14 protein-coding genes and 2 pseudogenes are annotated in these 13669 nt (G+C 68.8%); 6 read left to right on the forward strand and 10 right to left on the reverse strand.

Features of this window, described 5'->3' with window-relative positions; translation table 11 throughout:
- Positions 1–304: 304 nt before the first annotated feature.
- Complete coding sequence (locus ABD908_RS23855; RefSeq protein WP_345000740.1) at positions 305–748, forward strand: SRPBCC family protein; 444 nt, start codon at positions 305–307, stop codon at positions 746–748.
- Positions 749–796: 48 nt separating this feature from the next.
- Here ABD908_RS23855 and ABD908_RS23860 read toward each other — a convergent pair whose 3' ends face one another.
- From ABD908_RS23860 to ABD908_RS23875, 4 genes are all read right to left on the reverse strand, one after another.
- Positions 797–1591 (reverse strand): amino acid ABC transporter ATP-binding protein, encoded by a 795-nt coding sequence (locus tag ABD908_RS23860; RefSeq protein WP_345000742.1) that lies wholly within the window; start codon positions 1589–1591, stop codon positions 797–799.
- The gene (locus tag ABD908_RS23865; RefSeq protein WP_345000744.1) at positions 1588–2343 is read right to left on the reverse strand and encodes an amino acid ABC transporter permease; all 756 of its coding nucleotides are present in this window, start codon (positions 2341–2343) and stop codon (positions 1588–1590) included. The genes ABD908_RS23860 and ABD908_RS23865 overlap by 4 nt, the downstream gene beginning before the upstream one ends.
- Positions 2344–2396: 53 nt before the next feature.
- Positions 2397–3254, reverse strand: a complete 858-nt coding sequence (locus ABD908_RS23870) for an ABC transporter substrate-binding protein (protein WP_345000746.1) — start codon at positions 3252–3254, stop codon at positions 2397–2399.
- Between the two features lie 154 nt (positions 3255–3408).
- Positions 3409–4440, reverse strand: a complete 1032-nt coding sequence (locus ABD908_RS23875; RefSeq protein WP_345000748.1) for a LacI family DNA-binding transcriptional regulator — start codon at positions 4438–4440, stop codon at positions 3409–3411.
- A gap of 180 nt (positions 4441–4620) precedes the next feature.
- On the opposite strand from ABD908_RS23875, the gene ABD908_RS23880 reads away from it, so the two are divergent.
- Genes ABD908_RS23880 through hydA form a run of 4 tightly spaced genes read left to right on the forward strand, consistent with a single transcriptional unit; the run spans position 4621 to position 8503 of the window.
- Positions 4621–5586 carry a dihydrodipicolinate synthase family protein gene (locus tag ABD908_RS23880; RefSeq protein ID WP_345000749.1) on the forward strand — a complete coding sequence of 322 codons (966 nt, stop codon included), beginning with the start codon at positions 4621–4623 and terminating at the stop codon, positions 5584–5586.
- Positions 5576–6727 carry an NAD(P)/FAD-dependent oxidoreductase gene (locus ABD908_RS23885; RefSeq protein ID WP_345000751.1) on the forward strand — a complete coding sequence of 384 codons (1152 nt, stop codon included), beginning with the start codon at positions 5576–5578 and terminating at the stop codon, positions 6725–6727. The genes ABD908_RS23880 and ABD908_RS23885 overlap by 11 nt, the downstream gene beginning before the upstream one ends.
- 4 nt (positions 6728–6731) lie before the next feature.
- Positions 6732–7118, forward strand: coding sequence for an allophanate hydrolase-related protein (locus ABD908_RS23890; RefSeq protein ID WP_345000753.1), 387 nt, complete (start codon positions 6732–6734; stop codon positions 7116–7118).
- Positions 7115–8503, forward strand: a complete 1389-nt coding sequence (gene hydA / locus ABD908_RS23895) for a dihydropyrimidinase (protein WP_345000755.1) — start codon at positions 7115–7117, stop codon at positions 8501–8503. The genes ABD908_RS23890 and hydA overlap by 4 nt, the downstream gene beginning before the upstream one ends.
- Positions 8504–8608: 105 nt before the next feature.
- Here the strand turns inward: hydA and ABD908_RS27735 are convergent.
- Positions 8609–8731, reverse strand: a pseudogene (locus ABD908_RS27735) (PUA domain-containing protein); the annotation flags it as partial.
- Positions 8732–8966: 235 nt separating this feature from the next.
- Between ABD908_RS27735 and ABD908_RS23905 the strand changes: the two are divergent.
- Positions 8967–9497: a hypothetical protein gene (locus ABD908_RS23905; RefSeq protein ID WP_345000757.1), complete on the forward strand. Its 531-nt coding sequence runs from the start codon at positions 8967–8969 to the stop codon at positions 9495–9497.
- A gap of 36 nt (positions 9498–9533) precedes the next feature.
- Here ABD908_RS23905 and proB read toward each other — a convergent pair whose 3' ends face one another.
- From proB to ABD908_RS23930, 5 genes and pseudogenes are all read right to left on the reverse strand, one after another.
- Entirely contained in the window at positions 9534–10598 is a 1065-nt protein-coding gene (proB, locus tag ABD908_RS23910) for a glutamate 5-kinase (protein ID WP_345000765.1), read from the reverse strand.
- Positions 10599–10764: 166 nt separating this feature from the next.
- Positions 10765–12225 (reverse strand): GTPase ObgE, encoded by a 1461-nt coding sequence (gene obgE, locus ABD908_RS23915; RefSeq protein WP_345000759.1) that lies wholly within the window; start codon positions 12223–12225, stop codon positions 10765–10767.
- Between the two features lie 102 nt (positions 12226–12327).
- Positions 12328–12594: a 50S ribosomal protein L27 gene (gene rpmA / locus ABD908_RS23920; protein WP_345000761.1), complete on the reverse strand. Its 267-nt coding sequence runs from the start codon at positions 12592–12594 to the stop codon at positions 12328–12330.
- A gap of 42 nt (positions 12595–12636) precedes the next feature.
- On the reverse strand, positions 12637–12948 hold the full coding sequence (rplU, locus tag ABD908_RS23925; protein ID WP_345000763.1) for a 50S ribosomal protein L21: 312 nt from the start codon (positions 12946–12948) through the stop codon (positions 12637–12639).
- 199 nt (positions 12949–13147) lie between these two features.
- Positions 13148–13669 (reverse strand): annotated as a pseudogene (locus tag ABD908_RS23930) (hypothetical protein); the annotation flags it as partial.

Below are 13669 nucleotides of genomic sequence, written 5' to 3' on the forward strand. Positions count from 1 at the left end.
CGGCGTCACCACCCCCATGCCCGCACCCCGCTTCTCCCGCACCCCCGCCGCCACACCCACCCCACCCGACCCCACACCCACACCCATCACCGACATCTGGCGCTGACAACTCCACGGCCGCCGGGGCGCGTCGATTCTTGACCCGCCCCGGCGCGACCGATATGTTGCATAGACACCATGTCTCGGTTAGTTCGGCCTCAGTCCATCGTGGCGAAGGGGAGACATCGATGCGTCCGCATCGACCGAACGTCGCAGTCCACGGCCTATGGCCGACCACATATGCATGCACCGGAGGTTCCCCCGCGTGACCACGATCTCCCACAGCGCGAAGGCCGACGTGCCGATCGCCGCCGCCTTCGCGCATGTCGCCGACTACCGCACGGTCCCCCAGTGGTTCTTCGGGATCACCCGGTTCATCCCGAAGGGCGACAAGGACTACGGCCTCGACGCCGTCTTCGACGCTGAGCTGAAGATCGGCCCCAAAGCCCTCACGTCGGTCGTGCAGATCACCGAGTTCGAGGCCGATCGCCTGATCACGCTCAGGTCGATCGCCGGGTTCCGGACGTCCTCGCGCTGGGAGTTCGGTACGGCGGAGGACGGGAGCACGGTGCTGTCCGTCGAGTTCAGCTACGACCTCCCGGGCGGACTCGCAGGCAAGGCACTGGGGAAGATCGTGGAGCCCTTCGCCGTCCAGGCTGTGAAGGCCACCGACGCCGCGCTGCGCCGGCAGCTCGAAAGCGCAGGCTAGGTCTGCCCACTGCCGGCGTTTCTCGATCAGCCGACCGAACTCCCCGAATCACAGGATCTTGCTGAGGAATTGGCGGATTCGCGGGTTGTCGGGGTCGTCGAAGAACGCCTCGGGCGACTGATCGGCGATGATCTTGCCGTCGGACATGAACACGACGCGGTCAGCCGCGGCGCGCGCGAACCCCATCTCGTGACTGACCACGATCATGGTGATGCCCTCCGCGCGGAGCGCGACCATGACGTCGAGCACCTCGCGGACCATCTCTGGATCCAACGCCGACGTCGGCTCGTCGAACAGCATGACCGACGGCTTCATCGCCAACGCACGCGCAATCGCGACGCGCTGCTGCTGTCCTCCGGACAGCTGCGTCGGGTAGTTGTGGCACTTGTCGCCGAGCCCGACGAGCTCCAGTAGCCGGCGCGCCTCGCTGTGCGCCGTCTCCTTCGCCGCGCCGAGGACGTGGCGCGGTCCGGACGCGACGTTCTCCAGGGCGGTCATGGTCGGAAAGAGGTTGAAGCTCTGGAAGACCATGCCCGTCCGTCGCCGCTGACGCGCGACGGCAGCTTCCTTCAGGTGCTTCCGGCGTGCACCCTCGCTGAAACCTATGAGCTCGCCGGCTACGCGCACGGTGCCGCGATCTACCCTCTCCAGGCAGTTGATCGTCCGCAGTAGAGTGCTCTTGCCGCTGCCCGACGGACCGAGCAGGAGTACCACCTCACCTTGGGCGACGCGAAAATCGATATCGTCGAGCACGAGCACGTCGCCGAAGGACTTGTGCACACCGGCCAACTCCACGACGTCCACGGGCCGGGGCGCGGATCGGTCGTGTTCTGCTGATGTCATCGGTTCGCCGCCTTCATCTCCGCCTCATCGACCATCACGGGATCCACTCCGATGCCACCGTGCGCTGCTCCCCTGCGCGCCGGGCCCACCTGCTCGTAGCCGCGCCCGAACCGACTCTCCAGGCCCCGCTGGACGAATCCCCAGATGGTGGTGAGCATCAGGAAGTACACGGCAGCCGCACAGAGTCCCTCCAGCACCCGGAAGTTCGTCTGTACCAAGAACTGCGTCCTACGCAACAACTCCTCCATCGAGATCACCGACACCAGCGTCGAGGTCTTGAGGAGGCCGTTGAAGCTGTTGCCCAGCGGCGGGATCATCACTCGGAGGGCCTGCGGGATCACGACGATCCGGAACACCTTGGCCGGTGACATGCCCAGCGCGCGGGCAGCCTCCTTCTGCCCTCTCGGCACCGACATCAGGCCCGCGCGCACGATTTCGGAGAGGTACGCGGCCTCGTTCAGCACCAAGCCGGTCAGCGCCGCCGCCACCACCCCGAGCCGGATGCCCACCTGCGGCAGGCCCGTATAGATGATGACGAGTTGCACCAGCAGCGGGGTGCCCCGCATCAGCCACACGTAGAACCCGGCGACGGCCCGCGCCGGGAAGAACGACGACGCGCGCAGGGCCACCACGACCACCGCGAGCGCCAGGCCCAGCGCCATGCTCACCGTCGTGAGCCATACGGTGGTCCACGCACCTTCGAGTAACTGCTTGCTGGTGAGGAACGAGAAGAATGCCTCCCACGACCACATGTCGCTTCGCCTTCCTATCCGATCGGTCCGGTAGCCCGATCACGGGCTCCGGATCAGCTTCCCAGCGACCCCGTGCTGACGGCGATGTTCCCCTGATAACCCTGTACGCCGTATTTCTTGAAAACTGCTGTGAGCCAACCGTCCGCACGCATCTGGGACAGTGTCTTGGCGACCACGGCACTGATCGGGCTGTGCTTGGCGAATCCCATGGCCAGCGGCGCCGGATTGATCCCGCCGACCGCCGTGGTGAAGCGACCGTCCTTCTCGTAGTAGGTAGTCACCGAGTCCACGATGGCCGCGCCGTCGACCTGTCCGGCCGCAAGAGCCTGGAAGGCATCGGCATTGGTCTGGAAGCCGCGGACCGTCAGCTTCGGCTTGCCCTCCGTCGCGAACTTCGCGGCCAGGGAGTTGAGGGTGTCGAACTCGTAGCCCGGGGCCTCCACGCCGATGGTCTTCCCGGCGAGGTCGTCGACGGCGGCGATGTGCCTCGGGTCGCCCTTCGGCACCGCGACCGCCACGGCCTGTCGCTCATAGGGCACGAGATCCAAGGTCTGCGCGCGTTCCGGCGTATAGAACAGGCCGGTGTCGATCATGTCCCACCGCTTGCCCTGGACACCGGGGATCTGAGCGTCGAAGTCGACGTTGACGAAATCGGGTTTCAGACAGAGCCTTTTGGCTATCTCGTCGCCGATGTCGATACGCATACCCGTGACGTTGCCGTTGGCGTCCACGTATTGCATCGGCGGCAATGTCGCGTTCGTCGAGATGGTCAACGTCCCGGCGTGGACCAGGTCCGAGGCGCCGACCGCAGGGCTGCAACCCTGCGGGCTGGCAGCGCCGCCCGATCCGCAGGCGGTGATCGTCGCCGACGCCACGACGGCGACGGCGGCCACGCCGATGAGTTTATGCATGTCAGGCACCTCTGATCGATTGAAAGGGAGCTCGACCCAGAAGTCCACCGTAGGCTTTTCAGTGGCACTCATGGGATCGATTGCACCGACTATTGCAGAGCCCCCGACGCGCGTCAATGGCCGTTAACACCACCGTGACCGCGGCAATCCAGCTTTAACCTGGGCCGCCGTCGATCCGGTCGATTCGCCGGCACGAGTCCCGCTCGATCAGCCGCGGCCCCACCCGGTACGTGCGCCCCCCATCTGCCGACGGGTTCCTGATCTGGTTGAGCAACAGGTCGACCGCGATGGCGCCGAGTTCTCCGGCACCGTTGTCGACCACCGTCAATCCCGGACGCCACAGGGCGAGCCAGCGCATGTCCTCGTGACAGATGAGCGACAGCGCGTCCGGTATGGCCACACCGAGCTCTGCGAGCGTGGGGAGGATCCCGAAGGTCGCCTCGTGGTTCGCGGCATACAGTGCCGTCATCGGCGGATCGACCGCCAGCAGCGACGCCGCCGCCTCCGACCCGAACTCGGCGGTCAGCGGCCCCCGTCTGACCAACTCGTCGAGCCCCCCGACGCCGGCGTCCGCCAGCGTGTCGGCGTAACCCTTGAACCGCTCCCGTCCGGAGTCCGCCTCCAGCGGACCGCCGATGAAGCCGATTCGTCGATGCCCCAGTCCCAGAAGGTGTTCGGTTGCAGCCCTGGCACCCGCCACATCGTCGGCGAGCACGGTCATGGCATCACTGCCGGCGACCGAGCGGATGAGGTGCACCACGGCACAGCCGTGCTCGCGCAGCACCCCGATCTCACTCCGGTTTCGTCCGGTACCCATGACGATCGCGCCATCGACACCGTGATCCGCCAGCATCCCCAGTACCTCCCGTTCGCGATGCGGGTCGGCGTCGGTGATACACAGGATCACCTGGAAGCCGGCCTCCGCAGCGCGGCGTTGCACGACCTCGGCGATCGTGTGGAAGGTCTGGTTGATCAGATTGTTCATCACCAGGCCGATCAGATGCGACCGGTTGGAACGTAGGGCGCTCGCCGCACGATTGACCCGGTAGCCGAGCGCCCGCGCCGCGTCCTGCACCGCCGCGCGGGTCTCCAGCGAGATCAGCGAGGAACCGCTCAGCGCACGCGACGCGGTGCTGCGGGACACACCCGCGGCTCGCGCCACGTCGGCCAGCGTCACAGTCGCCATCTCCAGTCGACCCCTTCGTCCGTCTTCATCCGTCTGCGTCAGTCGCCTCCGACGCATCCGCTGTCGGGTTAAAGAATTGTTACCCGCTTGACTGCTCTTCCGCTTGCGGTGCACGCTGTAATGCAATCGATCCCATCGATATCGACTCTACTCGCCCCGACTTCCGAAGGATTTTCCCCGATGAATCGTGATGACGTCGCGTGGGCCGGATACTGGCCCGCCGCCCCCACCCCGTTCGACTCCGACCGCGCTGTCGACGTCGACGGTCTCACTGCCCTGATGGAGCTCTACGTGGCACTGCGGGTCGGTGGGGTCCTCGTCAACGGCAGCACCGGTGAGTGGTTCAGCCAGAGCCCCGCCGAGCGGCGACGCGTCGCCGAGGTGGCGATCGATGCGGTGGACGGCCGCGTTCCGGTCATCGTCGGCGTCACGGCCTATACCGCCGACGAGGCCGGCGATCTGGCGCGCCACGCGAAGGACGCCGGCGCCGACGGCGTGCTCGCCACGCCGCCTCCGTACGTCCATCCGTCCGGCGACGAGATCGTGGCCTTCTACCGGACGCTCACCGCGGCCACCGATCTGCCGTTCATGGTGTACAACTGGCCGCGCGGCGTGGCCGTCGACATGAGCGAGATCGACGGGCTCTACCAACGCCTCGCCGATCTCGACCGTGTCGTGGCGATCAAGGACAGCACAGGCGACTGGCTGTCGATGCTGTCCACCGTCGAGGCCGTCAGCGACCGCGTGCGCGTGTTCGGCAGCTTCCTGCACCGCCGGGGACTCGCCACGCTGCTGGAATTGGGCGGAGACGGCAACATCGACGGCGGCGGCGTCGGCGCCCCCTTCGGTGTGTCCTTCTATCAGGCGGTGCGCGACCGCGACGTCGCCGCGGCGCGCGAGTGGGCCGACCGGTACCAGGGACTGTCCGGCCGCCTGATCCGACCCGACTACAGCGGGATCCACGGATCGCCGATCGCCCAGCTCAAGGCGGTGATGAACATCCTCGGCCAGCCCGGCGGAACTGTTCGCCCGCCACTACTCGACCTCGTCGACGATCAACGCATCCGGTCCCTGCAGCGGATCGTCGAGGAATCGGGGATCCGGCGGGCCACCGACGAGCGGTTGGCGGTGGCGCATGCGGGCTGACGTCGATGTGGTGATCGTGGGTGCCGGGATCGTCGGCGCGGCCGCGGCGCTGGAGCTGGCCCGCAGCGGCCGCAGCGTCGTCGTCCTGGAGAGGTTCGAGCCGATCGGTGCGGGCTCACGGGCGACTGCGGGCAACCTGCACATCCAGGGCCTGCACGCTAGACGGCCGGGACAGGACACGCCGGTGGATACCGCGCGCCTCCTGCCGATGCAGCGCGTGGCCAGTGACCTCTGGAACGCGTGGGACGCGACGGTGCCCGGCCTGGGGCTGGTCCGCTGCGGTGGCTATTCGGTCGCCGAGACGCAGGAACAGGCCCAGCTGCTCACGGACAAGTCCATCCGGGAGGCCGACGCCGGAATCCCCACGACGGTATTGTCCGGCAAGGCTGCTCGCGCACGCATGCCGCTCCTCGGTCCCACCGTCGAAGCGGCGACCTGGTGCGAGTGGGACGGGTTCGCCGACCCGGTGGCGGCGGGAACCGCGCTCCTCGACCAGGCCACGCGAGAAGGTGTCGAGCTCCGCGCGCACCGCCCGGTGACGGGATTGGAGCACGACGGCTCCCGGTGGCTCGTGGAGACCGAGACCGGTGCGACCCGCGCCGAGTCGGTCGTCCTCGCGTGCGGCCCATGGCTCGCCGACGTCGCCGCACTCGCGGGCGTGAACCTGGATCTGGTTCCGCGTTCGCTGCAGATGCACAGTTTCGAGGCCGCGCCCGGTACGCTCACCTGCCTCGTGCAGCACGTGGCGGAGGGAATGTCCCTCAAACAGCAGGCGGATCGCCTGATACTGGGTGGCGGTTGGCCCGCGGGCCCGTATCGAGCCGCGGACGGCCGCGCCCCGGTCCTCGCATCAAGCACCGCTGGCAACCACGCGCAGATGACGCGATTGATTCCACAGCTCGGATCGGCCCCGCTGACGGACGTCTGGACCGGTCCGGTCGTCACGACGCCGGACGAGATGCCCGTCATCGGCGCACTACCCGCGGCGCCGCGACTGTTCGTCGCCGGCGGGACCTACTCCTTCACGTTCGCCCCGCTGTGGGCCCGCACCCTCACTGCTCTGATCGCGGGTTCCCCTCCGCCGGTGGACGTCTCAGCATTCGGTCCCGACCGACTGACCTCGATCTCTGCAGAGGAGTGACGCCATGTCCACCGTATTGATGTTCGTCAACGGCCAAGCCATGTCGGGTGGCAGTCTCAACGATGCGTTGAGCGAGGCAGAACTCGTCGGGCCGGCCGCGACCGCCGCCCGGTATCGCTTCTACTCCGTCCGGGACGAGTTCCCCGGGCTGTATCCCGTGGAATCGGACGGTCACACCGTGCGCGGCGAGCTGTACCGCGTCTCCTACCGTGTCCTCCGAGACCGACTCCTCCCTCGCGAACCCGAGGAACTCGAGCTGTCCGTGATCGAGCTGGACGACGGATCGGGGTGCCTGTCGATGCAGCTGCGAGACCGGTACGTAAGCGCCCGTGGCGTCACCGACATCAGCAGGATCGGCGATTGGCGTGTCTACACAGGGAGTCCGACATGAAAGCGATCCGCGGAGGAACAGTTGTCGAATCGACGTGGTCGGGACCTGCCGATGTCGTGATCGACGGCGAGACGATCGTGGCTGTCACCGCACCAGGCGCCCCAACGCACGGGGTCACCGAGGAGATCGACGCGACGGGCAAGCTCGTGCTGCCCGGCGGCGTCGATCCGCACTGCCACGTCGGCTTCACCTCGGGTGAATTCACCTCACTGGACCGCTATCCCGAGTGCACCGCCGCCGCGTTGTTCGGTGCCACCACCACCATCGTCGACTTCGCCATCCCGCGTCCCGGCGCTCGCCCGCTCGACGCTGCCCGAGAGCAGCTCGCGAAGATACCGGCCGGGCTCTGCGACGCCGCACTGCACGGCTGCGTCGTCGATTGGGACGAGTCGGTGCCGATGCAGCTGCGGCACATGGCGGACGCGGGCATCCGGACGATCAAGATGTTCACCACGTACGCCGGTGAGTCGATGGCCGACGAGCATACGATCCTGAACACCATGCGCGCCACACGGGACCTCGGCGGGATGGTGCTGATCCACTGTGAGTCCGACGCGATAGTGGTCGACGCCCAAAACCGCTGTGCCGCCATCGGAACCGTCGATGCCGGACATATGGCAGACACCCGGCCGGAGCTCGCGGAGACGTCGTCGGTGGCGGCGATCCTCGCGATCGCCGAATCGCAGCAGGCGCCGGTGTACTTCGTCCACCAGTCGACCCCCGACGCAGTCGATCTGGTCGTCGACGCCCGCAAACGCGGCGTGGTCGCCTTCACCGAGACCGTCGCGCACCACCTGACGCTCGACGACAGCCGCTACGCACAAGACGACCCAGAGCGCTTCGTCTGTTGTCCCCCGCTGCGCCGTCGAGACGTCGTCGACGAGCTCGGTAGCAGACTGTTGCTCGGAAGCGTCACCACCGTCGGCTCGGACCACTGCTGCTACGACACCCGGCAGAAGCAGAAGCACCAGCACGACGTGCGCGCGATGCCCAACGGGCTACCCGGCGTCGAGACCAGGCTGCCGGTGATCTTCTCTCGCTTCGTCAACGATCTCGGAATGAGCCCTAGCCGGTTCGTGGAGGTGACCGCGACCAACCCGGCTATCACCAACGGGCTGTATCCGCGCAAGGGTTCCCTTCTGCCGGGCTCGGACGCGGACATCGCGATCTGGGACGCCGATCGAGAATGGGTGGTCACGCGCGCCGGTCTGCACATGGCCACCGACTACACCCCGTACGAGGGCATGCGCCTGCGGGGAAGGCCCGAGCAGGTGTTCCTCCGCGGCGAGCTCGTCATCGCCGACGGCGAGCTCGTCTCGGATGTCCCACGGGGTCGCTACGTGCCGGCCGCACCGATGGATTTCGCGTCCATTCGGGCGATCTGAGCGCACTCCGGCACTCGGGCGCGCGTGCGGCTCAGCGAACGGGCACCAGGCGGTCGGCGTGCACCACTGGCCAGCGCATGTCCCCCAGACGCGGACGGTGTCGCGCAGATCCTGCAGGTTCACGACGTCGCCGCCGTGGAAACCACCCTCCGCCTTGGTGATCCCCGGCACGAGCAGTGAACCGCGCCGCTCCACGACCGCGGCGACGGCAGCGTCGTCCAGCGTCAGGTAGATCCGGCGCGTGCCCTCGGCACGCACAGCAGTGGGGCCGCTGTCTCGTAGCACACCGAGCAAGAGCCCGCAGTCGACGAGGCGGTTCGTCGATCCAGGTGGCTTGACCGCGGATGCTCTTTGCCACAAGTGTATTCGCCCGACGCTGCGCGCTCTGCCAGGTACGCTCGTATGGGCCGCAAACCGACAGGACACCAGCATCGTGAATCGAGCACGGAGACAGAGGCCACGAATGATCGCCACATTCAGTAGCCGGGTGTTGATCACCGGGATCGCCGTCGGCATCGCAGGGTGCGCAACGCCCCTCGCACAGGCCCAGGCCGCTCCGCGTCCCCACACGCCTCCCCCGTCGGCCCGGGTATGTGTCTCCGAACAGGACGGGGAGCCGTTCCTGGGACCGGTGACACTGACGACCAACCAGGGCCTGTTCGCCCCGAGGTTCACCCTGAACACCGGGGGCAACGGATGCGTGACGTTCGGCGACCTGCGACCGGGTACCTCGTACCAGGCGACGGTCGACCAGACGATCGGCACGTGCACGCCGGCGGTTCTCGCGACCCCCAGCACCCCGGGAAAGGCCGCAGTCCTGGGCACCGACGGAACACCCGAAATCCCCGCGACCCAGGGAACCCCCGGCACGCCGGGGAGGCCCATGGTGCCGGGCGAGCAGCTGGTCGGCACATCGGGCTGGCGGACCGCGCCGGCACACGGGGTCGTGGATCTGGGCAGGCTCGTGCTGGCTGAGCGGCAGTACATCTGCTGACCGCCCGGTCACGCTGTCGACACAGCCTGCACCCGCTCAGCGCACTGGCACCAGATCGTCGGCGTGCACCACGGGCCGGCGCAGGTCCGGCGGCAGATCGGCGGTGGCCTGTCCCACGATCCCGGCCAGCTCGAGGCCGTCGTAGGCCACCACCCCCCGGGCGCGGACAGTGCCGCGCAGATCCCGCAGGTTCACGACGTCGCCGCCGTGGAAACCACCCTCCGCCTTGGTGATCCCCGGCGCGAGCAGGGAACCGCGCCGGTCCACGACCGCGGCGACGGCACCGTCGTCCAGCGTCAGGTCGCCGTGCACGTCGGCGGCGTGTCGCACCCAGAACCGGCGTGCCGACATCCTGCTCGCCCGCGGCCGGAACACCGTGCCCACCGTCGCATCGTCCAGCGCACGGGCCGCCAGCGAGGCGGCAGTCAGCAGCACCGGCACGCCGGCATCGGCCGCCAACCGCGCCGCGGACAGCTTGGACGCCATACCGCCGGTCCCCAGCGCGCCGCCGGACCCGGCCACGACACCGTCGAGGTCCTCCGGCCCGTCGACCGCAGCGATCAGCGACGCGTCACCCTTGCGCGGGTCACCGTCGTACAACCCGTCCACGTCCGACAGCAGCACCAGTGCGTCGGCTCCGGTGAGATGCGCGACGAGTGCGGCCAGCCGGTCGTTGTCACCGAACCGGATCTCGTTCGAGGCCACCGTGTCGTTCTCGTTGATGATCGGCACCGCACCCAGGGTGCGCAGCCGGTCGAGGGTGCGTTGCGCGTTCGCGGCGTGCACCCGCAGCCCCACGTCGTGGGCGGTCAGCAGGACCAGCGAGACGATCCGGCCGTAGCGTGCGAACGACCGCTCCCACGCGTTGGCGAGCTGCAGCTGCCCCACGGAGGCGACGGCCTGCTTGGTCGCCAGGTCGGACGGGCGCTTACGCAACCCCAGCGGCGCCATCCCGGCGCCGATCGCGCCCGACGACACCACGATGACCTCGGTGCCGCGGTCCAGGCGTGCGACGATCGCATCGGCCAGCGCGTCGAGCCGCGACGAGACCAGGCCGTGCTCGAGGTCGGTCAGCGCTGAGCTTCCGATCTTGACGACCATCGATCGCGCACCCGCGATCGACTGTCGCACATCACCTTCCGCGAGGTCCCAGTCAGTGGCACCAGGCCCGCTCGCTCCGCTCCCGGCGCCGGAGACATGCGGCCCGCTCGCTCCGCTCCCGGCGCCGGAGACATGCGGCCCGCTCGCTCCGCTCCCGGCGCCGGGATCACTCATCCTCATCGTCTTCGGAGATCAGCCCACGTCGGACGTCGTGCAGGCGACGGCGCTCGGTCGCCCCGACGCGATCGTTGCGCTCGAGCCGGATGTCGGTGCCGCGGCCCGTGACGGGCACGTCCTCGATGGTGCCCAGCGTGGGCTCCCACTCGAAACACACATCGCCGATGGTCACCGGGCAGCCCTGCACGGCACCGAGCTTCTTGAGCTCGTCCTCGACGCCGAGGCGGTTCAGCCGGTCGGCGAGGTAGCCCACGGCCTCGTCGTTGTCGAACGCGGTCTGCCGCACCCAGCGCTCCGGTCGCGGCCCGCGCACGATGAACCCGCCCGGCTGATCGGGGTCGGAGATCACCTCGAAGCCCGACTCGTCGATCGGCATGGGTCGGATCACCGGCCGACGCACCACCGGTGCGGCGCGCTCCGCGCGGTAGCGCTCGACCAGCTCGGCGAGCGCGAACGTCAGCTCACGCAGCCCGGTGTGCGCCACCGCCGACACCTCGAAAACGGGCCAGCCGCGCGCCTCGAAGTCAGGGCGCACCATGTCCGCCAGCTCCTTGGCGTCCGGGACGTCCACCTTGTTGAGCACCACCACGCGCGGTCGCTCGGACAGCTCACCCAGCCCCGTGTCGCCGGACAGGGCGGGCTGGTACGCGGCCAGCTCGGCCTCGAGGGCGTCGACGTCGGACACGGGGTCGCGGCCAGGCTCGAGGGTGGCGCAGTCGACCACGTGCGCCAGCACGGCGCACCGCTCGAGGTGACGCAGGAAGTCCAGGCCCAGGCCGCGGCCGGTGGACGCGCCGGGGATCAGGCCGGGGACGTCGGCGATGGTGAACGTCGTGTCGCCGGCGGAGACCACGCCGAGATTCGGGGCGAGGGTCGTGAACGGGTAGTCGGCGATCTTCGGCTTGGCGGCCGAGAGCACGGACACGAGCGACGATTTGCCCGCCGAGGGGAAGCCCACGAGGCCCACGTCGGCGACGGACTTCAGCTCCAGCACGAGGTCCCGCGTCGAGCCCTCCTCGCCGAGCAGCGCGAAGCCGGGCGCCTTGCGCGCCCGCGAGACCAGCGCGGCGTTCCCGAGGCCACCGCGCCCGCCGGGGGCGGCGACGAGACTGGCGCCGTAGCCCACCAGATCGGCGACGATGCGGCCGTCTGCGTCCAGGACGACGGTGCCGTCGGGCACCTTGAGCACCAGGTCGTCGCCGGCCTTACCGCTGCGGTTGCCGCCCTCGCCCGGCTTTCCGTTGGTGGCCTTGAGGTGCGGGCGGAAGTGGAAGTCGAGCAGCGTATGCACCTGCGGGTCGACCTCGAAGATCACCGAGCCACCGTTGCCACCGTTGCCACCGTCGGGGCCACCGAGGGGCTTGAACTTCTCCCGGTGGATCGAGGCGCAGCCGTGCCCGCCGTTTCCGGCGGTGACATGAACCGTCACCCGGTCGACGAATCGGGACATGGCTGGTACCTCTTTCTCAGTGCGGGAAAAGACGAAGGCGGGCAAGGTCTACCAGGAGACCGTGCCCGCCTTCGGTAAAGCTCGAACGTCGCGCCGTGGAGATCAGGCCTCCGCAGCGACCGGAGCCACGATGTTCACCGTCTTGCGGCCGCGCTTGCTGCCGAACGCAACAGCGCCGGCCTCCAACGCGAACAGGGTGTCGTCGCCACCGCGGCCGACGCCGACGCCCGGGTGGAAGTGAGTGCCGCGCTGGCGGACGATGATCTCACCGGCGCTGACGACCTGTCCGCCGAACCGCTTGACGCCCAGTCGCTGGGCGTTGGAATCGCGACCGTTGCGCGAACTGGACGCGCCCTTCTTGTGTGCCATGACTTAGCTCCTAGCAGGTCTGAATGTGAAAGTGTCCGGAGATCAGGCGATGCCGGTGACCTTGACCACCGTCAGCTTCTGCCTGTGGCCCTGACGCTTGTGGTAGCCGGTCTTGTTCTTGAACTTGTGGATGCGGATCTTCGGGCCCTTGACGTGCTCGACCACCTCAGCGGTCACCGAGATCTTCTCCAGAGCTGCAGCGTCCGTGGTCAGGTCCGCACCGTCGACCACGAGAGCCACAGGCAGCGACACCGCGGCGCCGGGATCGCTCTCGATCTTCTCGACCTTGACCAGGTCGCCGACGGCGACCTTGTACTGCTTTCCGCCGGTCTTGACGATCGCGTACGTTGCCATCGCGGGTCTACCTCTTCTTCTTCACATCTCGTAGTTCGGCACGCACCGGTGGCGCGGGCCTTTGTTCACGCGGGGTTTCGGCGGTCGCGCCCCGCTGCCTACCGGCCCCCACTTCCGTGGCTGGACCGACGCGCGGCACGCGCGAGCTCATCGCCGAAAAAAGCGACCGTCCCAGATTACGGGACGCGCGACGCCAGGGTCAAACCGGCTGCACACCACCCGCTGACGCCGGCTCCCCGGTCCCCTGCGCCGCGGCATCGCCCGGGTGGGCCGCAGGCCCTGCCGGACGCGCCGCAGCCCGTCTGCGGGCTCGCTTGCGGGCGGGTTCCGCGGCCGTCTCACCCACCGGCGCCGACGGTGCCGGCGCGGGCGTGGAGTCCACGCTCACGACGATCGTCTGCGCCGTCACCGACGTGGTGGTCGGTGCCTTGCGGGTGACCCTGCGCCGGCGGGGTGCCGACGGCGGTGTGTTCCCCGCGCCCTCGTCCCCGGCGACCGACGTCTGCACCGGCCCCTGCCGCCCGGCGACCTCCGGCTGTGCAGCGGGCTCCGGCTGTGCAGCGGGCTCCGGCTGCGCAGCCGGCTCCGGTCGGGCAGGGGAGGTCTCGGTGGCCCCGGCATCGGTCCCTGCGCCGTCGGCGCGCTGGGCGGCGTCGGCGTCGGCGCGCTGGTCGGCCTCGCCATCGTCGCACCCGCACAGGAGCTCGGGTACCGCCTGGTC

Source organism: Tsukamurella soli (assembly GCF_039541155.1).
In the GTDB taxonomy this organism is placed as follows: domain Bacteria; phylum Actinomycetota; class Actinomycetes; order Mycobacteriales; family Mycobacteriaceae; genus Tsukamurella; species Tsukamurella soli.

Bases quoted from the DNA above. Each gene is read 5' to 3' on its own strand.
- ABD908_RS23860 (WP_345000742.1), bottom strand. From the start codon at position 1,591: ATGACATCAGCAGAACACGACCGATCCGCGCCCCGGCCCGTGGACGTC.
- ABD908_RS23865 (WP_345000744.1), bottom strand. From the start codon at position 2,343: ATGTGGTCGTGGGAGGCATTCTTCTCGTTCCTCACCAGCAAGCAGTTA.
- ABD908_RS23870 (WP_345000746.1), bottom strand. From the start codon at position 3,254: ATGCATAAACTCATCGGCGTGGCCGCCGTCGCCGTCGTGGCGTCGGCG.
- ABD908_RS23875 (WP_345000748.1), bottom strand. From the start codon at position 4,440: ATGGCGACTGTGACGCTGGCCGACGTGGCGCGAGCCGCGGGTGTGTCC.
- ABD908_RS23880 (WP_345000749.1), top strand. From the start codon at position 4,621: ATGAATCGTGATGACGTCGCGTGGGCCGGATACTGGCCCGCCGCCCCC.
- ABD908_RS23885 (WP_345000751.1), top strand. From the start codon at position 5,576: ATGCGGGCTGACGTCGATGTGGTGATCGTGGGTGCCGGGATCGTCGGC.
- ABD908_RS23890 (WP_345000753.1), top strand. From the start codon at position 6,732: ATGTCCACCGTATTGATGTTCGTCAACGGCCAAGCCATGTCGGGTGGC.
- hydA (WP_345000755.1), top strand. From the start codon at position 7,115: ATGAAAGCGATCCGCGGAGGAACAGTTGTCGAATCGACGTGGTCGGGA.
- ABD908_RS23905 (WP_345000757.1), top strand. From the start codon at position 8,967: ATGATCGCCACATTCAGTAGCCGGGTGTTGATCACCGGGATCGCCGTC.
- proB (WP_345000765.1), bottom strand. From the start codon at position 10,598: ATGGTCGTCAAGATCGGAAGCTCAGCGCTGACCGACCTCGAGCACGGC.
- obgE (WP_345000759.1), bottom strand. From the start codon at position 12,225: ATGTCCCGATTCGTCGACCGGGTGACGGTTCATGTCACCGCCGGAAAC.
- rpmA (WP_345000761.1), bottom strand. From the start codon at position 12,594: ATGGCACACAAGAAGGGCGCGTCCAGTTCGCGCAACGGTCGCGATTCC.
- rplU (WP_345000763.1), bottom strand. From the start codon at position 12,948: ATGGCAACGTACGCGATCGTCAAGACCGGCGGAAAGCAGTACAAGGTC.